This is a genomic window from Alteromonas sp. BMJM2 (assembly GCF_027257845.1).
Taxonomy (GTDB): domain Bacteria; phylum Pseudomonadota; class Gammaproteobacteria; order Enterobacterales; family Alteromonadaceae; genus Alteromonas.
The window spans coordinates 13,686-38,096 of record NZ_JAPVOT010000013.1; the positions used below are offsets into that span (position 1 = coordinate 13,686).

General features: G+C 45.0%; 15 protein-coding genes. 4 read left to right on the top strand and 11 right to left on the bottom strand.

What is annotated here, in order from left to right:
* Window positions 1–41 precede the first annotated feature (41 nt).
* Window positions 42–395 (bottom strand): hypothetical protein, encoded by a 354-nt coding sequence (locus tag O9X84_RS13665; protein ID WP_269520275.1) that lies wholly within the window; start codon window positions 393–395, stop codon window positions 42–44.
* A 13-nt stretch (window positions 396–408) separates the two neighbouring features.
* On the opposite strand from O9X84_RS13665, the gene O9X84_RS13670 reads away from it, so the two are divergent.
* A complete protein-coding gene (locus O9X84_RS13670) occupies window positions 409–1,026 on the top strand; it encodes a hypothetical protein (protein ID WP_269520276.1) in 618 nt (205 codons plus the stop codon).
* 60 nt (window positions 1,027–1,086) lie between these two features.
* Here O9X84_RS13670 and O9X84_RS13675 read toward each other — a convergent pair whose 3' ends face one another.
* The 4 genes from O9X84_RS13675 to recC form a co-directional block, all read right to left on the bottom strand.
* A complete protein-coding gene (locus O9X84_RS13675) occupies window positions 1,087–1,518 on the bottom strand; it encodes an energy transducer TonB (protein WP_269520277.1) in 432 nt (143 codons plus the stop codon).
* A gap of 97 nt (window positions 1,519–1,615) precedes the next feature.
* Window positions 1,616–3,643 carry an exodeoxyribonuclease V subunit alpha gene (gene recD / locus O9X84_RS13680; RefSeq protein WP_269520338.1) on the bottom strand — a complete coding sequence of 676 codons (2,028 nt, stop codon included), beginning with the start codon at window positions 3,641–3,643 and terminating at the stop codon, window positions 1,616–1,618.
* Window positions 3,644–3,796: 153 nt separating this feature from the next.
* A complete protein-coding gene (locus tag O9X84_RS13685; RefSeq protein ID WP_269520278.1) occupies window positions 3,797–8,032 on the bottom strand; it encodes a UvrD-helicase domain-containing protein in 4,236 nt (1,411 codons plus the stop codon).
* On the bottom strand, window positions 8,029–11,814 hold the full coding sequence (recC, locus tag O9X84_RS13690; protein ID WP_269520279.1) for an exodeoxyribonuclease V subunit gamma: 3,786 nt from the start codon (window positions 11,812–11,814) through the stop codon (window positions 8,029–8,031). Before recC ends, O9X84_RS13685 begins: the two co-directional genes overlap by 4 nt.
* Window positions 11,815–12,634: 820 nt before the next feature.
* Between recC and O9X84_RS13695 the strand changes: the two genes are divergently transcribed.
* Window positions 12,635–13,291: a dUTP diphosphatase gene (locus O9X84_RS13695; RefSeq protein ID WP_032096615.1), complete on the top strand. Its 657-nt coding sequence runs from the start codon at window positions 12,635–12,637 to the stop codon at window positions 13,289–13,291.
* A 137-nt stretch (window positions 13,292–13,428) separates the two neighbouring features.
* On the opposite strand, the gene O9X84_RS13700 is transcribed toward O9X84_RS13695, so the two are convergent.
* The 6 genes from O9X84_RS13700 to O9X84_RS13725 all read right to left on the bottom strand — a co-directional run bounded on the left by O9X84_RS13700 (window position 13,429) and on the right by O9X84_RS13725 (window position 22,657).
* A complete protein-coding gene (locus tag O9X84_RS13700; RefSeq protein ID WP_269520280.1) occupies window positions 13,429–15,108 on the bottom strand; it encodes an AMP-binding protein in 1,680 nt (559 codons plus the stop codon).
* Between the two features lie 219 nt (window positions 15,109–15,327).
* The gene (locus tag O9X84_RS13705) at window positions 15,328–19,500 is read right to left on the bottom strand and encodes an EAL domain-containing protein (RefSeq protein ID WP_269520281.1); all 4,173 of its coding nucleotides are present in this window, start codon (window positions 19,498–19,500) and stop codon (window positions 15,328–15,330) included.
* Between the two features lie 165 nt (window positions 19,501–19,665).
* On the bottom strand, window positions 19,666–21,036 hold the full coding sequence (locus O9X84_RS13710) for a ribonuclease J (RefSeq protein WP_269520339.1): 1,371 nt from the start codon (window positions 21,034–21,036) through the stop codon (window positions 19,666–19,668).
* A gap of 122 nt (window positions 21,037–21,158) precedes the next feature.
* Complete coding sequence (locus O9X84_RS13715) at window positions 21,159–21,509, bottom strand: DUF2750 domain-containing protein (RefSeq protein ID WP_269520282.1); 351 nt, start codon at window positions 21,507–21,509, stop codon at window positions 21,159–21,161.
* Between the two features lie 14 nt (window positions 21,510–21,523).
* Window positions 21,524–22,360 carry a LysR family transcriptional regulator gene (locus O9X84_RS13720; RefSeq protein WP_269520283.1) on the bottom strand — a complete coding sequence of 279 codons (837 nt, stop codon included), beginning with the start codon at window positions 22,358–22,360 and terminating at the stop codon, window positions 21,524–21,526.
* A gap of 126 nt (window positions 22,361–22,486) precedes the next feature.
* Window positions 22,487–22,657: a hypothetical protein gene (locus O9X84_RS13725; RefSeq protein WP_269520284.1), complete on the bottom strand. Its 171-nt coding sequence runs from the start codon at window positions 22,655–22,657 to the stop codon at window positions 22,487–22,489.
* 396 nt (window positions 22,658–23,053) lie between these two features.
* On the opposite strand from O9X84_RS13725, the gene maoP reads away from it, so the two are divergent.
* Together maoP and O9X84_RS13735 are read left to right on the top strand one after the other, a co-directional pair.
* On the top strand, window positions 23,054–23,407 hold the full coding sequence (maoP, locus tag O9X84_RS13730; protein ID WP_269520285.1) for a DUF413 domain-containing protein: 354 nt from the start codon (window positions 23,054–23,056) through the stop codon (window positions 23,405–23,407).
* Between the two features lie 207 nt (window positions 23,408–23,614).
* Window positions 23,615–24,358, top strand: a complete 744-nt coding sequence (locus O9X84_RS13735; RefSeq protein WP_269520286.1) for a PRC-barrel domain-containing protein — start codon at window positions 23,615–23,617, stop codon at window positions 24,356–24,358.
* Window positions 24,359–24,411 lie beyond the last annotated feature (53 nt).

A 24,411-nucleotide genomic window follows, 5' to 3' on the forward strand; every position in this document is an offset into this window, starting at 1 on the left:
CTTTAACTATCTTTTTATAATGATTAACGAAGGCGACTGCACTACTCAATCGCAACCGTAATTTTGCAATCAATATACTTGAGCATTTTATTAACTGCGTAGGGAATCGAAATTTCTGTAAGCGGCTCATTGATAGATTTGGCTTTTACCAATAGATCGCACCCATCATAACTAATCTGCTGACGTATAACATAATCGTTAAGCTCGTCAAAAAAGCGCTCCTCTAGAGGCACAAGCCCAATAAAAAAATCAGTACTGTCGTCTTTATAAAACCACGCTCCTGTTATCTCTTTTTTAAGTGTGTATGCCTGCATGATATCTAAACGCAAAAACCGAAAATAGGCTTCTGTACTTTCAGCACGCTCATTCGTTTGGCTTTTAGTGGGTTCGCTCACAGAGTTCCTATTGATGTTTTTAATGATAGTTAACGTCGCGGTGAAGTCGATAATGAGTCACCGTGAAAGCTATGTTTTATTACGCTTGGTCTATTACGTTTGGTCTATTACATACGGCCGATTAATCTGCGCTAAAGCAAGGCGTAGCGTTGATCCACATCAACGCATCTTTTCTGGTGATAAGCCACACTTCAATCATCTACACCTTTTCGTGTTAATGAGAATGCATACGTTAGAAAACACCACCGCTTTTCAAACCACCATTATCCCTATGGTGCATGGACTATACAAGCTGACATTGAAGCCAACAGTAAACCTCGCCATTCAGACAAAACCTGTTTTTGGCGCAAACGTCACCTTTCATAGCGATATTATCGAGCACCCTAGCTTTGTTGCTAGCCCTCGGTGTGTTATCGGTTGGCTTGATGTTGGCGGGTTATCTTATTTAAGTATTGAAGAAGGTATACAGGGAGCTGCGGACAATAGTGCCGCACCACCTTTTTTACCGTCTCAATTTATGCATTGTGATAGGGGTATTTTAAGAGTGAATATGACCACCCGCTTTTACCCAATTGCTAAAAACGCATTAGACGTTCACGAACACGGCGCGTTTTTCTTTACGCCGTTGTGAGTAGCGCCTCTCATTGGGAGTTCTATTTAATCGCTTGTATTAACAGATCTCTTTCAGAACCTATTGAGAGTCGCAATCGAACCGACCGGGCACATCATCTAACACGTAATCCCATGATTGTGTTAACAATACCGGCTGTAAAGTTGTGTTTGTCTCTGAAGGAACCCAACGATGCCCGCTAATTGCTTTTTTAGTTTCAGCAACAAAGGTATTATCGGGTAAAAAGTTGATGGTTTTTAGGTCTTCAGGCTCCCCTTCACTGTTAATAATAAATTGAATTTTGGCACACCCGTTCATTTTCCTTTTAGCCGCAGCTATTGGATATGAAGGATAAGACTTTTCAGATAAAACCCAGTAATCTTTCACTGACTCCTCGCTTTTGGTTAAGTCGATGGGGTCGAGTTTTACACCCTTAGTCTCTGCAGAATTAGGCTCTGTAGATGAACAGCCCAGCAGTAATGCTGTGATTGTGAATAACAGTGTTTTTTTCATATTCATCCTTAAATGTTCTATCAAAAGCTTTAACATTGGTTCGATGGCTGAGACCAATAGTATTAATCTACCATCCATTATATTCATCTACCATCGATTACGGTTCATCAACAGCTGCGTCGCAAATGGCGAATGCCAAGCCGGAATATCGCTTGTCTACTCGCGATACCATGTCACTAAAGGTAGGACTATTGGCGATTATCAAACATCCCTTTTTAGCTCGTGTAAGCCCGGTGTATACCAGGCCACGGTGAAACAACCCTGCAGCCTTTTCTGTTTCAGGCTTTGGAAGCAGCAGCACAACGTGAGAAAACTCAGAACCTTGCGACTTATGAATGGTCATTGCGTACACGGTTTCAAACTGGGGCACGCGAGATAAGGAAATATGCCTTAGTTCATCATTCTCAGCTTCAAACCACGCAAGTAGCTTTCCATTACTGTCTGGCCAAATAATACCAACCTCACCATTAGATAGGCGCTGAGGATGATTATTTTTAACTATCATGATGGGTTGGCCTTGATAGAAGTTGCCTTCTCGCCGTGTAATTTTGTGTTTAATAGCATCAAAAACCAATGAATTTAAACGCTCAACTCCCATGTTGCCTTTGCGCACCGGCGTTAACCACCTGACTTGGTTTAGTCGACGCAGTGCATCACATGCATTGGAGGCATCAAAAATAGGCATAAAACTTTGAACGGCCATTTTGCGCAGCATTTTCTCGTTTACCCATTCTTCAGGCCATAAATGAACACCATCGTTTAGTACTGGTATATCAGCTATTGATTCTGCGTTCTTTGCATTATTTATCGCGTTATTTAACGCGCTCAAGGCCCTCTGCGGTTCGCCTTTTTGGATAGCGGTTGCCACTGCCGCCACTTGCCCTTTGAATCGTTGTGGTGCTCGCAGCGTATGTACCCACGTTTTAGCATCTTCATCTACGGGTAATAAAGGTAAATGGGGGCATAGGGTAGCGATATGCTGACGCAGCGCAGCGGGCACTGCGCCGAGCATTTTGTCGCCTGAATGAACTAAGTCGTCATTCGTTTCTACCAATTGCTCTAACACGTTTCCTAGCTCTACAGCGGGCAACTGCTCAGCATCGCCAATGAAATACAGGCGCGCATGCTTAGGTAGCGCTCTCATTATTCGCGTCATTAGGGCAAGGTCTACCATACTGGCCTCATCCACAATTAATACATCAAGGGAAAGCTGATTTTGCCTGTTGTATTTTGTTGATACCGTGTGTTCTCTTAGCCCTAACAACCGGTGAATAGTTACTGCTTGTGTGGGAACGCGGTCTAACACACTGTCATCTATTTTCCCCCTCAAGCCAGCAATACTGTCGCTAATTGATTCCGTCATACGCTGCTGCGCTTTTCCTGTAGGCGCCGCCAACACTATGTTGATGTTGTCCTCGCAGGCTTGAAGGGCTAGCAACAAACGCAGTACGGTGTAGGTTTTTCCTGTTCCAGGGCCACCGTTAATTACGCTAAATTTTTGTACAATACTTTTTGCAACGGCTACCTGTTGCCAGTCTTGCTCGCTGCTAAGCGCTAGCTCTTGGCTAGGCTCTTGTGAAGCCGCACTTGATGGTGCTTTGAAAAACATGGCAGGCCACAAGGCTTTTACCTTGGAATATGCCTCTTCGGATAAGGGAGTAAAGGCGGTTCTAGCAACGACACCCTGCGCTATCTCTTGTTCAAACTCATAATATCTGCGGCTGTAAAACATACCGTTGTTATAAACAAACAGTTGAGAAATGCGTTCGTCACTTAACGCTTTTTTCACCACACCGATAAGCGGTGTAAGTTCATCAAACGTGTACCCTCTCTTTTGCGTATCGGTTTGGCCGTTGTCACTTGATGGTGAGGTTTGAGTGCTATTACTCACACTTGCATTTTCACTAACATCTTCGCCAAACAAGTTCTTTCCTGCTACATCGCTAAGCATCACACAGCTGTGCCCATGGCGCTGCATAAACGACAACAAAACCAGAAGATGCAGCCACGTTGTATTTTCTTGCTCACTAAGCACAGAAGTGGGTGTAAATTCAGAAGCTATAAATTTATCGATGGCCTCAATACCAGATAGCTGTTCAAACAATGCATTTTTATTCATTTTCATTGCTGCTATGCCGTCTGTATCAGCACTGTCTTTTTGGTCTATTTTGTTTGTGTTTATCGTGGCTGTGTTAATTAAGGTTGATTGGGCCTTATCACCACTAGCCTTATTTTTTTCACTCATGGTTTGCGTCGCTCTTTTCAATAGACACTTTCATCAATCAAACCCAAAACTTTGCTGATGACCTGCTTCGCCTTTCACTGGTTTTTCTTTCAGTGTTTTTTTCAGCTTTTGATCCTGCGAATGAGACGGCGAATACTCCGTCTTATCATCAATAGTATGCTCCGGTGTGTGTTCTGGCTTGCTTCCAGTAACGGGCTCACTGCTATTAGCTGTTTGAGCCATGACCGTATCGTCGCCGTCAAATATGCTGTCTAGCGAATGCAGCACTTCTTGAGAGATAGACGTAAAGAACACCCCTTCCCCTTCTTGGTTCTCTGGGTGCATACCACGCAGATACAAGTAATATACTCCCCCAAAATGGCGTTCTGGTTGGTAATCTGCAAGCGTATTGTTTAAATACCGATGTAGCGCAAGGCAATAAATAAGATACTGCAGGTCATAAAGATGATGCTGATTATTTTCAAACAATGCACTGGGGCTGTAGCTTGCGATGTCATCGCCTAACCACGTAGACTTATAGTCGGCCACGTAATATTTGCCTTCATGTTCAAACAACAAATCGATAAAGCCGTGCATCATTCCCGCAAGATTGGCTGTCATAAGGTGAGGCACTGTCAACGCCTGAGCGTTGTATTCAATGGCCACCTTTGCCCTATGAGCACGTAAAACCTCGCTTAGCCCCGCCCATTTACTGTCGTTCATGGGAAAATAAAATTCAGCCTCTCTTAGGGTTTGGTTAAGCGTTAAGTCGCTTAACGCAAGGCTTGTGTTAGGGTAAAGCGGTGTTTGCAGTACTTCCTCTAGCCAGTCGTACAGTGAACTTACCTTGTCCTCCTCTAGCCCAAAACGACTGACCAACTCAGGCCCATGTTCATCCCACGTGGGCGCACTAAAGTCATTAAGCTCTAACAAATCATGTAAAAGATTACCGGCGCTTGCGCCTTTAGTTAACGTAAAGCGCAAGCGGTGCGCCTCTTCAATATTCGTCGTAGTAGGTTTATCCGCTGCTTCATTAGTAAATCTGTCGCCAAAGCTAGATAGCCCATCTATTGAGAACTCTTCGTCACGAACAGTTTGAAGTACAGGTACCGTATGCGCTTTTTGATTGGCAACCGGTATGTTTCCTTGCGTTGTCAGCCTACTTAGGGCCGAAAACGAATATAACCGCCAATCTTCACTGTGGGTACCTGTAAATTGAAGTGCATAGAGATCTTGGCTAGTTTCATCAAGGGTGAAACTGGTGTATTTAAGGTCAAATTCATCGGCGCTGATATGACACGTATACGCGTCAGTTTCCCCGCTCACCGTGTCGAGCACACCCTGCCAATCACAGACGCTATCGGCGCTATCGGCGCTATCGTTACTAACTCCTAGGGCTCGCGCTAGTGCACTTTTTTCATTACCATCAAGGGGAATAACTCCCATATAACAGCGGTGGGCGGCGCGAGTAACCGCTACGTAGGCCAGTCGCATATCTTCTGCGGCCCCTTCAGCACGCACTCTTGCGATGGCTTGCTTGGTTTGCCCTAACTGCAGCTGTAACCCTTGTTTGTCTTCATCATAGTACGTCAGTATTTGCGACATCGATTTGCCGTTTTTTGCTGGATCTTTATAGCCAGTAGCAAATGGAATAAACACAATGGGATACTCTAGCCCCTTAGAGCCGTGCTGTGTCACTAAACGGATAAGCTGATTGTCACTCTCCAAACGCAGCGTCATCTCTTCATCTGACTCAGGCTGGTGTATTTGCTTGTGCAGCCAATCGAGTAATTGCTCAGGCCTTTGATGGGTTGTGCTTGCCTTTTCGAGGACTTCAGCAAGGTGTTGATAATTGGTTAGCGCTCGCTCTACTTCCCCGCCGTATGGCGTGTAGCTTTCTTGCATTAGGTGAAGCAGCACACTCATACAGCCTTTTTGCAGCCACAGTTCACGCAGTAACAGTACCCGCTCGAAGGCAGTATCCCACAGCGCATCATCTTCGTGATACAGTAAATCAACCAGTACTTCAGGGCTATAGCCCCACAAGGGCGATGCTAAACTTGCCGCTACTTTGCTGCTGTCGCTGGCATGCCAAATGCCATTTAACAAGCGCAGAATGTCTTTGGCTTCTGGCGTGAGAAATAAATTACTGCGATCGCTTAAGTAAACGCAGGCCAAACCTTGCTGCTGCAGCACATACTTTATTGCATTGGCTTCAGTTCTGTCTTTAACCAAAATGGCAATATCGGCTGGTGTGACAGGGGCGGCTGGTGTGACAGGGGCGGCTGGTGTGACAAGGGCGGCTGGTGTGACAAGGGCAACGGGCTTGCTGTCATTGGTGCCGGACGAGTTTGTATCATCAGCGTTTTGATCATCACCGCTTTGATCATTAACGCTTTCTGGCTTTGAATTATCAAAACCGGCTTCATTGAGAAGACGATAGATTTCTTGTGCAATCCACAGCGCCATTTTACGGCGCATTGTGTTGGTATCTTGCTTATCGTCTAAGCACATACTCACATAATTCATTGCACTGCGCTGCTCACACGGGTCGCTTAACGGATGCTTCGCTGCAGCGGCCTTTTTAGTAAACTCCACCTGCGTGTAGTCAATATTAAAACCGAAAACATTACCAGAATGAGCTGCCGACAGCGGCGCACCATAAAACACGCGATTGTACGCACTGACCATGCCTTTAACAGAACGCCAGTTTGTGTTCATAACCCACCGGAAATCTGCTTGTTTGCCCGCTTTTAAGTAGGTAAAAATATCCCCTCCTCTAAAGCGATAAATAGCCTGTTTGGGATCGCCTATCATCAAGAGCGCACTTGTTTTGGTGCTAGTCTCTGTGGTGCTAATCTCCGTGGTGCTAATCTCCGTGGTGTTAATATCTGTGGTGCTAGTGCTTAAAGCGTTGGTATCAGAATCGCGAGGATATACTGCGTCTAAAATAGCGTATTGTTTGGCATCGGTGTCTTGGAATTCATCGATTAATGCTACGGGGAATTTTTTGCGAAGCTCTGCGGCTAGCGTATTGTCAGGTTTTGCCACCTCATCAGCCAGCATATTAATGAGGTCGTCGAAATCAATGATCCCACGCTGCTTTTTCTGTTTTATCACTCGCTCTTTTATAAAGGAAATAGCGTCATTAACTAGCGCAAAAACAGGCAGCTGAGCCAACGTGTTATCTCTTTCCTCAATCTCAACTTCTATCGCTTTGGTAAAGTCTTTTATGGGGCTTAGCAGTTCTTTAACGCCAGAGGTGTTGCGAGAGTACCGTCTTTTATCTAGAAACGCTTTGGCCTCACTAGGTGCATCAACATACTCGCCCTGCCGCAACCACGATTTCAGGGCTTCAAGCTCGCCAGGGCGTACCTTTTTGTGAGCAGGGCTTTTAATAAGTTGCTCGTGTAATAGCGATTCATTGGCTTCTATGCCAGTTAAGAAGGCCGCAAATTGAGTCTGTTGGGTATCAGGGTTACTCTCTAAATTATATTTAAATGACTCCTCTACTGCGTGTTCATCAAGCACATTAGGGGTTAACGTACTGCGGATACTTGCATTAAATTCACCTAGCAAACGCTCAGGCACATGCCACCCTTTTGATGCCAGCAGCAAGAAATCGTCTTCGGTATAACCGTCGTGACCACCGCTTACTTTTCTTATCCAGTCTTCACTGGCCTGCAAGTATAGGTCGCTGGTATCTTTACTTAAATTCAGTGACATAGCAAAGCCACTATTAAAGGCGAGTTGCCCTATTACATGCTGGCAGAACCCATGAATTGTGAAAACGGATGCCTCATCAAGTTCTAGCTGCGCGGCTCTGAGTAGGCTCAAACTTTCTTCAAGATTGCAGTGGGTCAGTAAATGATGAAAAACGGGGTCCATTCCTTTAGGATCTGGGCCTTTAGAATCTATGCCTTTAGGATCCGAGCCTTTGGAATCTGCATTTTCAGATGCTATGTTTTCAGAAGCGGTACCTTCATTGTCTATTGCTTGTTGCCAAAAGCTAGCAGCTTCACGCAGCGTTGCCGCTACACGACCTTTAATTTCCTCGGTGGCGGCCTTGGTAAATGTCATTACCAAAATCTCTTTTACCGTTAGCTTTTTTTCAAGCAGTAGGCGTAAATACAACCGCGTAATATTGTACGTTTTCCCCGTTCCTGCACTGGCCTCGATAAGATGTCTACCGTGCAGGGGCATACTTGGCACATCGAGCAGTCGAGATGCCACAGTGCTTGAACCATCACTGCCTGGTATTTGAGTACCTTTAGCAAGTTCATCACTCATAACTGTTCCTCCGCTGCACAATTCGCCACCATTGAAAACAAAATAAAGCCTTCAATATGTGGAAAGCTCTGCCATGAAATACCATCGGGAAAAAGCCATTTCAGGTACGGGTTATTTGCCATGTCTGCACTAAATTGCCCCGAGGACTGCAGCCAGCTTTTAAGTATACGTTCGGCCTCTATGCTATTGAACAGCTCACCACTGCGCTCGACGATTTGTTGTGCCTTTTCTGAAATAACATCAGGCGCAGTTTCGCTGCCTTTTGTATCATCCGAGCTATTATCATCCGAGGCACTATCATTAGAGCTATGATCTTCAAAGCGATATGCAAAAGCAGTAGCGCTTGATTGCTGTAACGTAGCGATAATATCGTCATAATGTTCAGGCTTAATCTCACCCACTATCGCTTTGCTGTCAGAATTTCGCTTACCTGGCACTAGGTCTGAATATAAGCTGCGGTAAAGAGGCGTTGGCGCAGTGAATATTGCCATGTATAGCTGTTCAATAAATAACAATATGTTTTCAGCAGTGGCAGCGTCGAGTGCCGCAAAGCGACGTTTCATCAACTTTGTTTCGCCTTTTTCCCAATCGCAATAATAAATATCCAACGGATAGCCATGATGAGTGCTGGTTTCACTGTCGGCGCAAAAAACGAGTTGAGACATAAAGTACGACAGTGCTCTTATGTCGTTAATTTTTCCGGCGCTTCGCAGAACTAGGCTATCAGCAGCTTCAAAAGCGCTGGCGGTGAAGGTAATGTGCTTACCAACGAAACTGACATTTTTTGCCGCAGCATCATGAGGGCCCATTGCCTGGGTTAATGCTAGCGCTCCGTCTTTCCACATTTGTAGCTCTTCTTTTGCCACAGGGTTATTCGGAATATCGCCTCGTAAAGAAGCAAATTCAACCACCTGCTCTGAAGACAGTTCGTGATGCGAGCTTTCCTGTTGCCCAGGCGGCACCGAGAAAATAGCGTCTAGAACTTGATAGCGCACAAGCGCATTGGTTTCAAACGGCTCGCTGTTATCTAGCAAGGTGAAAGATTGAGATAGGTTCACCCCTAAGCGCTGCAGCGAAAAGTATTCTAAAGGGTCTTTAAATGCCCTCGCCACCTGCATGGTTGAAAGCCGTGTTTCATCCGGACTTTTACTGTTTTCGTTAGCGCTATGCTTATCGCCAGTCTGGGCATTCGTTTTTGTTTCGAAAGAAGCGCTTTGAACTGAATCTAATTCTTGACCCTCAGCCTGTGGCTGTGAAGATTTGGTAGCATGGGACTGTGAAGCATTGGTTTTTTGCAATGCGTCTGCCAAGCGAAGCCAACCCGTCTCATAGCTTGGAAGCTGACCGGTAAATGCACCCTCGCTAAAGGGATGCAATGGCGCGTGCTTTACAAAGTGCGACGTATCAAGCTGATAGCCTGTTGCTAGCATATCGAGAAATTCTGCTAGCACCAAACTTGGCTGACGTTCGCTGTTATTTTTTACATCGTTACCTTGGTAACTTAAGTACAAGCTCTCTCGGGTAGAGATGATTGCCTCTAAAAAAAGATACCTGTCTTCTAGTCTTCGTGACCTATCGCCTGTTCGTCTTTTCGGTCCCGCCATAAGATCAAGACCAAGCGGCGTTGCTTTTCTCGGAAACTCGCTATCGTTTAACCCTAAAATACATACCTTCTTAAACGGAATGCTGCGCATAGGTAACATAGAGCATACGGTTACTTGCCCCGTCATGAAGTGGTTTCCGGCATCTGGGGAGGAGAAGCGGCTTAACAATAGCTCCCGAATTTGACGTAAGCTCAACTCGTGTTCATAGTCAGCTTCATTACATCGCGCATATAAATCAGCGGCAACTTTAGCGATTAAATCCCAGCTTTGCTCCTGATCTTTAGTAGACACAAAGCACGCATCACGTAGCTGCAGCAAATCTTGGGCCCAAGCTTTCGGCGAGCGCGGTGTAGTGAGCTCGTTTGCAAACAGGCCAAGTAAATCAATAACCTGTACCAGCTTGCCTAAAATAAGCGCGCTTTGTCCTTCTACGTCGGGTATGGTCAGCGATCCATCTACAATCATTTCGCTATCTGGTGCTAGCATGCCCATTAGTAAGCGGCGAATCCCCCACCACCAGCTGTAGGTGTTTTCCTTTGTCACGCCCTCTGATATGGACGCCTTATGCTGGGCATTTAACCCCCAATGAATATGAGCTTGCTCGAGCCATACCATCATCTGATCGATATCAGCCTGCGTAACATTAAAGCGCTTCTGCACAGAATCGAGCTGTAGATAATCCATTATATCAGCCACGCCAAAGCGGCTATCTGGCAATTCTAACAGCGCCATAAAAGCGGCAATTAATGGCTCGGTATCCATTGGGCTTCTGTCGGCGATTGAACATGGCAAACGGGTGGTACCATTAGTGTACTGGTTTTTAGTGCCTACTCGATGAAAAACAGCGTCGACAAAAGGGGCATAATTTTCAATAGCTGGGCACATCACCAGAATATCAGAAGGTGTGCGCGTGATATCTTGTGACAACCAATGTAATAGATGATCGTGCAGCACCTGCACCTCACGCAGCGCAGAGTGAGTGCACATAATAGTGACACTGTCGTCTTGCTCTGCTTCTTGAGGGTCGTTTACTCGAATAGGGCTTGCAGGCAGGGCCTGCAATATATCGCTATGAATACGCTTTAGCAAATTGCGCTGGGCAAGTCCCCTGCCTAGGCTTTTCGGTTCTGCGGTATCGCCTTGAGGCTTTTCTGCTAAGCTAGTGCCTGTAAGACTGGCCTCTTCAGTGTTTGTTTTTTCACCGTTTGTCGATTGAGCAAGGGCGTCGTCAAGGGCATCAATTTCGGGTTCATCAATCTCGGGGGCATCAAAAGCACTAATTTCAAAGGTGTCTAACTCGGTCAGTAAGTTAAACAACTCTCTCCCCTGTTTCCCCAAGTTCCCTAACAACGAATTACTCTGCTCGTTCTCCATCCACTTATTGACGCCTTCCATGCGCAGTTGCTTCGCAAGTTCGCTGTCGCTCTTCGCATCACCCCAATAGTTAACACTAGGGTTTAAATGAAAAATATGAATATCGATGTGTTCGGCCAGCGCATCAAAAAATGCAATGAGTTGAGGTGCCATGGTGTTGATAGCAAAAACCACTATGCGAGAGGGAAGACTCGTTGACAGCTGCCCTTCGCAAAGTGCTTCTAGGGTCATCTTATGCAGTCGAGCAGGATGCAGAGGCTGCTCTTTAGTCAGAATGCGCCAAATTTCGCTCTGCCACGATTCCATGTCATCGAACACCACCTGCTCGTTATTTTCCCAGGCAAAAAGCCAGTCTGGTCGGTAAAGTAAGTATTGCTCATACACATCGGCAAGGGCCGTAGCGAGCTGTAAACGCTGAACGCCCTGCTCTTGCTCACTGCCTGCGCTTAACCAATAGCGGCGCACTTGTTCAAACGCACCAGTGGTCATCAGGGCATCGTCTTGCAGAATATTATCTATACGCCAGGTAAGTACCTCTCGTCGATAAGGAGACTGGCGAGGCACCTTTTCATTGCCTAACACCACCCGGGCTGTATTCCACATAAACCTTACAGGCAAAGGGAAATCAAGATTCATTGCAATTCCCTGCTCTCGAGCCAGCTGCATGCTTACCCAATGCTGCATACCAGGGCTTTCAACAAGAATAGTTTCAGGGGAGAATACTGAAGAGGGTTGTCGCTCAAGTAACGAAGTAAGCAGAAAACTAAGATGCTCTAATTTGTTTGATGGATATAGCGCAAGCAATCTAAAAATCCTTTATTTGACTGGCAGTTAGCCTATCTTATACATACGAGGGCATGTTGGCCTTTAATAGAGAATTAGTGTATCGCAATTAACTGCAGTGTTAAGTGTTTTATTTCTTATACCAGTCTGCATAGATAATTACCCACTCAGCGAGACTTAAAATGTGTGTAATCGCGGCGTGTTACCGCAGGTGCAGTGGTTCTACATCAAGGTGGCACAACAAAGAGTACGGACATTTTAAACTCGCCCTTTGGGAAGGTCTGGCAAGTTTCCTAACTTCATTCTGGGAATTTGAAAGGGAATAGCCATTCCTGCATTCCCACGCTTTGCTAGGAAACTTGCCAGCGCCTTCTGAGTGGGCAATTATTTATGCGGACTGGTATTGTTGTGAGGGGGCGATAAAGGGGAAAAACAGGAAAAAAGAGAAAAAAAACCCATACAGACCTCAGGACACGAAAATTCTGTATGGGTAAGGTTTACGGGCTGCGCAATTGCCGCTCAAATGCGTGTTGCCTGGCACTCATTTAAACGATGTGTTATTGCACAGCTCAGTTAACGTTATTAACAAAGCAGATAAGATGCCAATTTTAAAAACTTGATAAATCAATAATTTAAATCAAAACCTATTCCATCAACCTAAGACTTTAGATTAATTTTGGTGCAGCCGCACCAATGTGTAACACGCTTCCCTTCTCTTGAACTGCGCAAACTCCGAGTAGCAGCATCATGCTTCATTCAAATAATTATTTATCCACACGCTGGCTTCCAGTACACTTTGCGCCATCGCATACAGATTAAAATTAGGTTATCAGGAGCCACAATGTTAAATGCACAGCAGCTAGCAACAATGCTTTCGCTTCAAGACAAGATGAATGCAAAAGTGAACCCAGACTGGTTAAATGCGGGTTATGGTTACCTGCGCGCCGCCATGGTTGAGTCGGTTGAAGCCATAGAGCATCACGGCTGGAAATGGTGGAAAGCACAACACAAAGACTTACCACAGCTGCAGATGGAACTTGTAGACATTTGGCATTTCGCATTAAGTGCGTGCATTATCGATGCTAATGGTGACGTTGACGCTTCTGCAAAAAGTATTGCAGCAGAACTTGCCAGTGGTCAAACAGTAGTAGCCTTCGACAATCAAAACTACGATGCAACCCAACAGTCTTTGCTTGATAACTTAGAACTAATGACGGGTTTATGTGCAGCGAAGCGCTTTAGTGTTCCTTTGTTTATGCATATTGTTGAACAATGTGACATGTCTGTTGACGAGTTATACCGTCAGTACGTTGGCAAGAATGTACTTAACTTTTTCCGTCAGGATAATGGCTATAAAGAAGGGACATATGTTAAACAATGGAGTGGTCGCGAAGACAATGAACACCTTGTTGAAGTAATGAATGCATTAGACTTGTCGAAGCCAGAATTCAGTGACTTGGTTTACCAAGGGCTGCAAGCGCGCTATCAGAGCAAGTAATGAGTAAATAACTCGTAACCAACAAAAATGGCGCCTTTTAAATGGCGCCATTTTTTGTTTTTTTGGAAATGTTACTAACAACTATTTGTTAACGAGTAATATCAACTAGGTTGATAACACACACCAACATAGGCTGCTTAGGCATCAACCCACACAAGCTTTTTGGTATAATCACCTTGAATAATATCAACGAATCGCTCTTCTAATACGTGTCGCTTCACTTTTAAGGTAGGCGTAAGCAAATCGTTTTCAATACTCCACTCATTGCTCATTATAACCACCCTATCCATGACTTGATGGCTCTCAAGCTTCGCGTTTATCGCCTCGAAGGTTTTCTTGAGACTAGCCTCTACCGCCGACTTGTCTTTTTTCTGCGCACCTTCACTAAGCACCAGCAGCGCTACTGGCTGAGGTAAGTTTGTTCCTGTTACGCAAACCTGCTCCACAATGGGGTTTTCCATGAACTTGGCTTCAATTGGCGCTGGAGTAACATACTTACCTTTCGCAGTTTTGAAGATATCTTTTAGTCGACCGGTTATTTTAACGTAACCATCGCTATCAATTACACCCTTATCTCCGGTACACAAGTAGCCGTCTTCGGTGAATACCTCAGCGGTTTTGTCTGGCTCTAAGTAATACTCAATCATATTACACGGTGATAGCACCTGTATTTCGCCCTCTTCAGAGGTGCGGATATCCACACCGTCGTAAGGCTTGCCGATACAGCCAATTTTATCGTGCCTAAAGGGTACACTGCCGGTTCCATAGGCACTGTTTTCAGTCATTCCCCATCCTTCGGAAATGTTGATACCTATTTTAGCGAACCACTCAATAACGGCAGGCGCTAGCGGTGCTGAGCCGCTTGCCCATAGTCTCGCATTGTTTATACCCAAACCGTTGCGTATTTTCTTCGCCACAATCTTGTTCAAGATTGGGATCTTCAACAAGGTATCTAACTTCTTCTGAGGCATTTTAGCCAGCACGCCCATTTGGAACTTCGTCCATAAACGAGGTACAGAAATAAATAGCGTAGGCTGACAATGGGTTACATCGCGCTGGAACGTGGCTAAATCTTCAACAAAATGAATTTTTCCACCACTGTAATAGCTCGACAACTCCACGAGAACACGTTCAGTAATGTGAGCGAGTGGTAGATAGCTTAAGGTGCGATCGTTCTCGTTAATTCCAAGTTGGTCCAACGAACGTCTGGCCGCCCAGCATGCTGTGTTGTAAGTATGTACAACCCCTTTCGGCTGACCGGTACTGCCCGAGGTATAGATGATTGTCATCACATCGTCCATATCATGAACGGGCGATGTCCTCAGTGGTTCACAGTCAATAAATTCATCCCACTGCTGTGAAACCGTAATATTCGGATAAGGAAAAGCGACCGTTTTGTACGATGATGGAATAGACGCTACTTGTTGCTCGGTATTGTCTAGCTTGCCCACAAATAAAAGCTGAACATCGGCGTGCTGCAATACGTATTGCACTGTGTCTGGGCCAGCAGTTGAGAAAATAGGCACGGACACATGTCCCGCCATCATAATACCTAAATCGGTAATGAACCATTCGGCACAATTTTTAGAAAAAATCCCAATGCGGCTTCCCGAAGGTAGCGACATTTCACAAAGGCGGGTTGCCACTTTTCTCGCAAGATTGGCAACTTGGCTCCACGTGTAGTCGTGGTACTCTCCTTTAATGGGCTGAGTAAGAAACACTTCGTCACCACGGTTTTTTTCCCAGTGGTACAACATGCTCAATGGCGATTCAATTACTTCCGTGCTGTTTGCGTTTGCTGTCATATCTAGCGGCATAGGTCACTCATTTGTTGTTATAATGTAGCTCATTTTTACAATGATTTCACAGAAGTATAATAAGCCTTATTTTTAATTGAATGACAAGCTTTTTAAACAGGCGTTTACAATACACCCTACGTAGAACGGGTGATACAGACCCCAATTTAGTTTTTTTATAGTAGCGTCTATGATTTTATTATGAGGCGGCTGGCATAAAAAATACGCTTAATCAGCGCACTACCCCCAATTTTTGATGAGGAATGACGTTATTTCATTTGCTGCCGCGGGCCTAGCGTAGTGATAACCTTGATGAAGTACGCACCCTTTATCAAGAAGTGCAACCGCTTGTTCGTGGGTTTCTACCCCCTCTGCCACGCAGCTCATGTTCAAGCTATTTGCCAGCGATATAGTGGTTGCAACCAGCGCCTCATTGGCGTTGCCAGGCGCCATTTCATTAACAAAGCTTTTATCAATTTTAAGCACCGATAACGGGTAGCGCTTCAAGTAGCTTAGCGATGAATAGCCGGTACCAAAATCATCAAGGGCTAAAATAAACCCTGCGTCGACAAATCGTTGAATTTGATGCAGTGCATTATCCGTGTCGTCCATCAATACCCCTTCCGTTATCTCAAAACGAAAGGCTTCTTTTGGCAAGCCAAATTGCTCTAATAAACTAAAGACACTGTGCAAATCAAACTCAGTTTTAAAATGCAGCGCTGAAAGGTTAATAGACATAAAGCCTGTAAAGCCATCCTCATACCAGGTCGAGAGGTCTTCAGCGGCGCGATACATGGCTTTGCGAGTAACTTCGATGATGTATCTCAGCTCCTCTAGGATGGGGATAAACTGATCGGGGTACAAAGGCTGATTGTCTAGCCTGCCGCGAAGGAGTAATTCAACACCCACGGTTTGCTTTGTCTGTGCATTAATAATGGGCTGATAGTGATTAAAAAAACTGCCTTCTGAATACGCACGCTTAACTTTGTTTTCAAGGGTTAAGCGGGTTTTCGCCTTTTCATTCATATCATTTGTAAAATAGGCAAACCCATTAAGCGTGTCTTTTTTAGCGGTGTACATGGCCACATCGGCTTGCTTAATAAGCTCGGCAGGCTCTGGCGCATCATCTGGGTAAAATGCAACGCCTATACTGCAGGATATTCTTAACACTTCGCTAGACAATGATATAGGTGTTTCTACCGCTTCAATTACTTGCCCCACAAACGAGCTTAAATCGTCATTTATATCAACTTCTTCAATAACAATAACAAACTCGTCTCCTCCCAAGCGGGCCACAGTGCCTGTATCGGCCACTAAATTACGCATTCTATTAGCTACAATTCGAAGCAGCTTGTCGCCGTAGTCGTGGCCTAATGAATCGTTAATACCTTTAAATCTATCAAGGTCAACAAACATCACCGAAACTCGATGACCGTGGTGCCTAGCAAGAGCAATGGCATGCTCTAAGCGGTCCAGCAATAATGTGCGATTGACTAACCCAGTAAGGCTGTCGTAGGTGGCAATCTTGAGTAGTTTGCGCTCAGCCTGTTTTTGCTCAGAGATATCTGAAATAACAATAAGGTAGTGCTCAGGGATGTGCCCGTTACCACTAATCGCCGTGATATCGATAAGTACGTCGTAGCGTTTTCCATCGGCACCATCAATTACCCCCTCGTCTTTCCAAAAATCGCCGCCCTGCATGTCGGTCAACCTGTCGGAAAGCTGTCTACTAAGGCCGGGGTAGCGCAAGTAAAGTCGCTCTAGTTGCTTTGGCAGTGGCTCTTTTTGATTAAAGCCAAATACGTGCTCAAAGGCTGGGTTTGCTGCCACTAGCTTTTTGTGTTCGTCAAAAATAATGACCCAATCGCGGGTTTGTTTGAACGCGTCGCTAAATAACGATACTTGCTGCTGTACTTTTCTTAGCCGGGTCAACGACTTGTGTCGAGAATAAAGATAGGTAATAAGCAAGCAAAGCAATAATGCACCGTAAACGGCGTACGCTAAAGGTGAACGATATGGCGCATAGGGCACAAACAGTGATATTTGCGCCGCTCGATAGCTCGATTCGAAACTGCCAGGTGTAGGAACCACAGAGAACGTGTATTTCCCAGGCTCTAAGTTCGCAAAGGTTATTTTCGCATCTTCTGTGACCCCCTCGGAAACAAGTTTATTCCCATCGAGTAGCTTATAATAATACTTGGTCTCGACAATACCTGATGTAGTGAGCGAAGAAAAATGAACGGTCAGGCCAAAGTCGTCGTGTGCGAGGTCGAAATGCTGACCGTTTAGATTTTTCAGCCCTTGAGGAAGTGTACGCTTTCCAACTGATACTCCAGTAATCGCGGTCTGCTTACCCACCAATGTCTGGCCTTCATCAGAGACGTCTAGCTGCTCCGGTGAAAAGACAACCACACCGCTGGTAGACCCATAAGCTAGCCTGCCGTCACTGAGGATAATAGAAGCACCTTGGTTAAACTCCGATACCGAAAGTTCACGGCCATAAATGAAATTCTGAACCGCACTTGCACGAGGATCATAGCGATGTAACCCCTGGTGTGAACTAAACCAGATATTACCCGCACTGTCTTTTTGCAGGCCATAAACAATGTTGGTCACCAGAAGGTTTGACTCATCCAGCGTGTATAAAGGTTCAAACGTATCGGCGTCTAACCCAACTAGCCCTCTACCGTTATGCGCCAACCACAGTACGCCCGTATCATCTATCACCCAAGAACTCACTGATTGATTGCTCAGTCGCTCGCCCTCAGCAAAACGGTACACAAGGCGATGATCATACGTTGTGAGGTCAAGTAACCATACGCCCCCTTCTGTACTAAAAAACATAGCGTTGTGATACTTAGATTCACCAAGAAAGGATGTGTCGAATTTTACGTCAAAAATACTTGGGTCGAGTGGCAGCGGCGCTAACGTTTCTGACGTGAAATCATAGGTGTAGAACTCGGTAGGCCCAGTAAAAAACATAACGCCATTTGAAGTTATTGCAGGGTTCGAATCCCACGCATTGAATACACTGGCATCTCCTCCCCCTTTTACCGATGGCACCGAAATGCTGCCAGTTTCCGGGTCAAACACCCGAATACCCTCATATTTTTCCAGAACCAACTTGTTATCTGGAGTCCTTATAATTCGGTCGACGGAATTGGTTCCTAACAGTGAGTCTTCAACCTCCTCTCTCAAAAAGTGCGACGAGGTTTTCGTGGCAAACTCGTACCGACTCATCCCGTTAGCGGTTCCTATCCACAATTGACCGGGAGATGTCTCAGCAAAAGACCACACCACGTTATCGCTCAACCTATCTACACCAGACCTTCGTTCGTTTTGAATAGTGTAAATATCTGAGCTTTGTATTCCAAAGTGCAACGCACCGGCGAAAACGGTGCTCAGCCAAAGATTACCTCTTTCTGTCTTCGCAATGGCCGAAATCTTTTTGTCCGACAGCTCGGAACGGCCGTTATTTGGCTGAAGTATGTGTTCGTAAACCCACTTGCCTTGTGTTCTTTTAAGTTCAAACAGCCCTTTGTTTGTACCCATCCAAAACGCGTCGGCTTCAGACTGAACCATTGTCCATACATTGCGACCTGTGAGTACCTTCTCAAAGCGGCTCTGCTTGTTGTCTAGCACCTGCGCAATAAAACTGTCCTGCTCTGAATTAAATACCCCGTTTACCGTGGTGATCCAAATTCGGTCACTTTCATCCTGCATCAAGAACTTTGCGTTTTGATTATCTTCATCTGCCTCGATGCCGTCTAGGTAATCAAGGGGCTGCAGCAATGTTGATTCGTCAAGAGTATTACGGGTAAAAACACCTAAGGTGGTTGCTACAATCAGTATGTCTTCAACCATCATTGCGTATCGAATGGAATGAGAATCGTCTAACATCTTATCGGTTAGCGATGCTAGCACTTCTATCTCACCGGTTGTTACATTCAGTCGCTGTACTTTTTCAGATAAGGCAAGGATAAGATGAGAGTCATCTTGCCAAAAGAAAGACTCGGCATGCTGATTATATTCACTGTAATACTTGTAAGGTGTTGCGGGGAGTTGTGATATAGCCTGCGTTTCTAAGTCCACGCGGTATATGCCGCGCCCATAAACGCTCACAAATAAGGCTTTGTCCTCTTGAACAGTCAACTTCCAAATGGAGCTGTTTGAAAATAGACTGTCGCTATTATCGATAATAGTCGTTTGAACACCATCCCAGCGCACCACACCGCCGTCAGTAGCTATCCAAACAAAACCCTCTTTATCGATAACGATGTCGTTGACAACATCTTGAGGTAGCCCATTTTTAGTCGACAGTGGTTGGAAGACCGGGTTTTGGATCCGAGGCTCTGCGAAAGACAAAAAGCTGACAAGCAATAAACAAAATGTGGCGAAAATGTGTCGATGCATACCCAGTGTCGTTGAAGTAAGTAAATTCCCAAACGCAGTGTATCAGAATGATTGATGGATGGGCAGCCTATATAACCAACATGTTATACACCTTGTTATGGAATTAAGTAGTTGATTAATCAAACACTTGCGAAGCCAGCCGCCGCGATTTTGCGAAGCCGCGCTCTATTCTTGCTGCACTGGCACTCGACCAACAGGAATGACATTTCGTCGAATACTTGGCTGAGGGGCTAAACGGTATAAATCGCCGTTCTCGCCCACATAGGTTTTCATGATACCTACAGATTTCGCTACCTCAGCATGCGCCATTAAATGACTATGTTCACCGTGTACCGGAATGGCTATTTTTGGCTGTACCCAGTTGTACATAAGTTTAAGTTCTTCTGCACAAGGGTGTCCACTTGCATGAATGGGCAGCGTGCTATCCTCGCTGTGAATTGTCCCAATGCCCTTCCCTTTAAACGCCGTATTTAAACGAGCGACGGTCTCTTCATTGCCTGGAATAACGATACTCGAAAATATAACGGTATCGCCCTTCTCAAGCTGAAGATGAGGATGAGTGTCATGAGCAAAGCGAGCGAGGGCTGCATTTTTTTCGCCTTGGCTTCCCGTTGCAACCACAAGTACTTCTTTAGGCGGCAAATACCCTAAGTGATGTGCATCGGCAATAGGCAAATCATCAGGCCAAATCCCCTGTTGGCGGGCGATACCATACATATTCAATAATGAGCGTCCGTAAAGGCCCATATACCGACCGGTTTTTTGTGCAATCTTTGCCAGAGTAATAAGCCGAGCAATATTACTTGCAAAGCAGCCTACTACTACGCGACCTTTTAGCGGCAATATGGTGCTTAACAACCCGTCGTAGCAATTGCGCTCGGAAATGGAGAAGCCAGGCTTATTCGCATTGGTGGAGTCGCCTACGAGGGCAAGAATATCTTCATTCGCTAGTTGCTTGTAGAGCTTTGGCTCGAAGGGTTTACCGGTCACCGGCGATGCGTCTATTTTCCAATCTGCAGTATGCAATATTGCCCCCGCAGGTGTATCAATTTTTAGTGCAAATGGCTCTGGTAAAGAATGGGTTATTTCTAGCCACTTAACAGAGAACACGCCAATGGTTACCGTATCGCCCGCCGACACTTCAATGATGGGTATCTTATTGGCAAGCTTGCTTCTAGACAGCTTTCTGCGAAGTACTTCGGCGGTAAACGACGTGGTGTAGATGGGCTTTTGAAAACGCTGCCAAAGGTAAGGGATTGCGCCAACATGGTCCTCATGAGCATGGGTGATAACGATACCAGCAAGCGCATCTTTTTGATTTGCAATAAAGGATGGGTCTGGTGCAACCACTCTGTGCGTTGTTTTTGACGCTCGCGCGTTTTGCTTGTAGGGAGCGGTGAGAGGCTCGTCAAACGATACACCGCAATCTACCATTAGCCACTGTCCGTTATGTCCGTACAAATTTAGATTCATTCCTATTTCGCCCGTTCCTCCTAAAGGAGCAAACCATAAATCATCAATACCTGGCTCTAACAAGTGTTGTACCTCTACAATAATGCAAACAATAGGAAGTTGTGACAGTGACATGCCGTGTTTGGCTTTGGCCTCATTGTGCGAGGCCATAACATGTAAACGGTAAATCGAACGGGAGGATCACCCTACAAAGATTCAGCAAACTCCTGTGGAGACATCACTTCACCTTCTTCTGCCGGCACAGGGCACACAATAACCATTAAGTTGTCTTGGGTCATTCCAGGCACCCATTTTGTCAAAAATTCATCAGTCGTCAGTTCCATCGCCTCACAATGGTCCCAGTCATCCGTTGCCCAAAGAAGGGCTAATTCAGCATCAGGCCATACCGGCACACCGTCGTCTTCATCGGTGGTTAGCATGACGCAACCGTGCTCATCTTTAAGAATAAACAACTTCTGCTGTGATTTTATCTCGGCAACGCTTGCCTCTAAACGTTGAAACGCGTTTTTCTCTAACATTGGGTGTAATGATGACATATTTTTCTCGCTACTTATTTCGGGGCGATAGAAGAAACGCTGGTTATAATATCAGCCAATCCTATTCGTCTTATTTGTTTCATAGTGTGAAGGTAAACCTTCAATGAAATATCGTCGATGGGCTCAATTAGCGTTAACGGTGCCCTATCTCTTAATTGTGACTCTACATTTACCGGTAATACCGCAATTCCACCTTCGGCGCATAAATTATTAAGCGCCAATGAAAGGGAGTTTGTGCGTAACTTTGCATCTCGCAGCTGCGGATAAGCGGTGAGCAACCAATCTCTTGCCTTTGCGCCCCAGTCTATCGCCACAAATTCTTCAGCCTTTATCTGTGAAGAAGGCTCGCCAACTCGATATAGACCGAGTGGCTGCTCAAACAAAATTACACTGGTAACATCTTCTGATTTGAGAGGCTCTGTAGAAAAAGCCAAGTCTGTCACCCTCTCGTGAAGTTGGCGTGACAACGCATCCAACGTGAGTATGTCTGCTTTCACAGAGAAGTCAGGAAAATGTTTGTGAAGGTGAGTGAGTGTTTGTGGTAAAAACAAGTCGCTTGCTAATTGCGTGGCGCCGCACACCGCATATTCAGAACTTTGCACCTGCAGCTCCTGCTTTGCGTCATTTAACGTAGCGCAAAGCTGTCGAGCAAAAGGCAGCAGCTTTTCGCCCGACTGGGTAAGCTGAATGCTATTTCGCTGACGTATGAAGAGCGTAGTGTGAAAATATTCTTCTAAGAGTTTGATTCTGGCGCTTACTGCAGACTGAGTAAGGTAGAGGTTTTCGGCAGCTTTGCCAAAATGGCGTGTTTTAGTCACCTCTATAAAAGTGGTGAGAAAGCGAATATCCATGCTTGCAGTACAACCAGCGTAATGTAAAACCAAATTTGGCTAAATGATACGTTAATTGAGGCAAAAAGCACAGTATCGCGCTACCGAATGATAGCGCGATATTATTCCAACAAACGGTAAACGAAATTAGTGTTGTGTTTCATCATGGGAATGGCGCTGTTTGTCGCGTCGCAACATGGCGCGCTTTCGCATAGCCTTTACACTTTTCTCGCGTAACGTATTGGGCTTTTTTGAATGAAACTCGCCTTCGTCTGCCGAATTCCAATCATCACTTTGAAAACGATAGTCTTTGCTCATTAGTGTCTCTACGTTGTAATTGCGAAGTAATTATTACTGTGGAGAATTTAAATGAAAGCGAAATTTTATTATCGTAGCGATAACAAATTCTGTTCTCAAAAAGGAGGTCTTATTTTTACGTTTACTCATTAAAACCCTTGGGTACGACCTAGTATTAGCGGTGCTGAAGAAATCGACAACTAAGCTACATACTGCATATATTTCAATTACATAAAATAAAAAAACATTTCACTCAAGTTTCGCAAGTTCGATAGCATCTACTTTTTACCCACACGTCTTGCTATCTGCATCGTGAATCATTTTTTTTTATTGATAAGAAAAAAAACTTTTGCTTTATCTCAGCAAAAACATGATTTACAAGTGCGATGTGGAATTAACAACGTTGGAACTATTATCATGAGCACAGCGATTCGTCCTTCAAGCAAACCCTTTGTAGATCGTCGAAAGTTTCCTTATGGCTTTAAAAAATCGGGAGATTTTAGTATTTCCGAGGCAAATATTCTCACCACCTACGGCAGTACTCTGCTTGGCCTAGAAAGCGGTGACTTGAAACCTGAAACAGCAGACGAAAAGCATTTCGTTAAGTTTGTAAACGGTAAAGCTCAAGCATCCGGTAGTATCGAAAAAACGTGGGCGAAGTATGTTCAGCTAGCAAGAGGAAGAAAGCAGTTCTTTACATTGCATAGTAGTGCTAGTAATCAAGCGGATTATGATGAATCCTACTCTGACGACGAGTTCGATGTAGCCTAAACCTCAACATAACGTATTAAAAAAGCTCGCAAATTTGCGGGCTTTTTCGTTTGCGTAAAATGATCTCAATCAAGAAGTCAGCAGAACAAATTACAAACATGATGTTTTATAGGTAGAAGTGACTACACTTATTATAGAGAAAATAATGCATGCTCAACGTAACGGCAGCCTATTTTTTCTTATCAGCCGAGCAAAGGAGGCGCAAAGATGATTATAAGTTCAAAACAACTCACCCAATATTCTATACATGCCACAGATGACAAGATTGGCGGCATAAAAGATATCCTCTTTGACGATGAAACCTATACAACACGCTACTTAGTAGCAGATACCAACACTTGGTTACCGTTGAGCAGGAAGGTAGTGATATCTCCGGTATCAGTATCTCAGGTTGATGTTGAAGAGGAAAGCGTACACGTAGACATGACCGTCGACACCCTTAAAAATAGCCCATCGATTGACGAACACAAGCCGGTTTCTAGAGAGTATGAGGAGCATTTGTTCAAGTATTTTGGCTATGGCTATTACTGGATTGGTCCCGGAGCATGGGGGGAATACGCACACCCTAACGAGTTGGTGACTTCCCCTACCGATGAAGAGGCTGAGAGCGCGCTTCCATCAGACTCAACTAATCATTTGCGCGCATGCGGCGAAATAGATGGTTATGAAGTTGCGACTACCGACGATAAAGTAGGGCACATTAGCGATTTTCTGATCGATACGAAAACATGGCAATTGGTAATTCTAGTAGTGGATACCAACAACTGGCTGCCAGGCGGCAAACATTTGGCATTGTTACCTAGCGACATTAAAGAAATTGACTGGGCGGCACACCATGTGGCGGTAAACTTAAATCATGACGATTTGGTACAACGCCCTGAAGTGGATAATGACAAGTTAGGTGATGGGCATTACATTGCTGCACTTATCGCGCAAATTACTGAGACTTAAAACGAACATAAAAAAACTGCGTCCGCTTATTAGTGGACGCAGTGTGGGCGTGC

What these genes read in the sequence shown, in the direction of transcription:
- O9X84_RS13735 (WP_269520286.1), top strand. Translation starts at nt 23,615, where the DNA reads ATGATTATAAGTTCAAAACAACTCACCCAATATTCTATACATGCCACA.
- maoP (WP_269520285.1), top strand. Translation starts at nt 23,054, where the DNA reads ATGAGCACAGCGATTCGTCCTTCAAGCAAACCCTTTGTAGATCGTCGA.
- O9X84_RS13715 (WP_269520282.1), bottom strand. Translation starts at nt 21,509, where the DNA reads ATGTCATCATTACACCCAATGTTAGAGAAAAACGCGTTTCAACGTTTA.
- O9X84_RS13705 (WP_269520281.1), bottom strand. Translation starts at nt 19,500, where the DNA reads ATGCATCGACACATTTTCGCCACATTTTGTTTATTGCTTGTCAGCTTT.
- O9X84_RS13700 (WP_269520280.1), bottom strand. Translation starts at nt 15,108, where the DNA reads ATGCCGCTAGATATGACAGCAAACGCAAACAGCACGGAAGTAATTGAA.
- O9X84_RS13695 (WP_032096615.1), top strand. Translation starts at nt 12,635, where the DNA reads ATGTTAAATGCACAGCAGCTAGCAACAATGCTTTCGCTTCAAGACAAG.
- O9X84_RS13670 (WP_269520276.1), top strand. Translation starts at nt 409, where the DNA reads ATGTTTTTAATGATAGTTAACGTCGCGGTGAAGTCGATAATGAGTCAC.
- O9X84_RS13685 (WP_269520278.1), bottom strand. Translation starts at nt 8,032, where the DNA reads ATGAGTGATGAACTTGCTAAAGGTACTCAAATACCAGGCAGTGATGGT.
- O9X84_RS13675 (WP_269520277.1), bottom strand. Translation starts at nt 1,518, where the DNA reads ATGAAAAAAACACTGTTATTCACAATCACAGCATTACTGCTGGGCTGT.
- O9X84_RS13725 (WP_269520284.1), bottom strand. Translation starts at nt 22,657, where the DNA reads ATGAGCAAAGACTATCGTTTTCAAAGTGATGATTGGAATTCGGCAGAC.
- O9X84_RS13720 (WP_269520283.1), bottom strand. Translation starts at nt 22,360, where the DNA reads ATGGATATTCGCTTTCTCACCACTTTTATAGAGGTGACTAAAACACGC.
- recD (WP_269520338.1), bottom strand. Translation starts at nt 3,643, where the DNA reads ATGAAAATGAATAAAAATGCATTGTTTGAACAGCTATCTGGTATTGAG.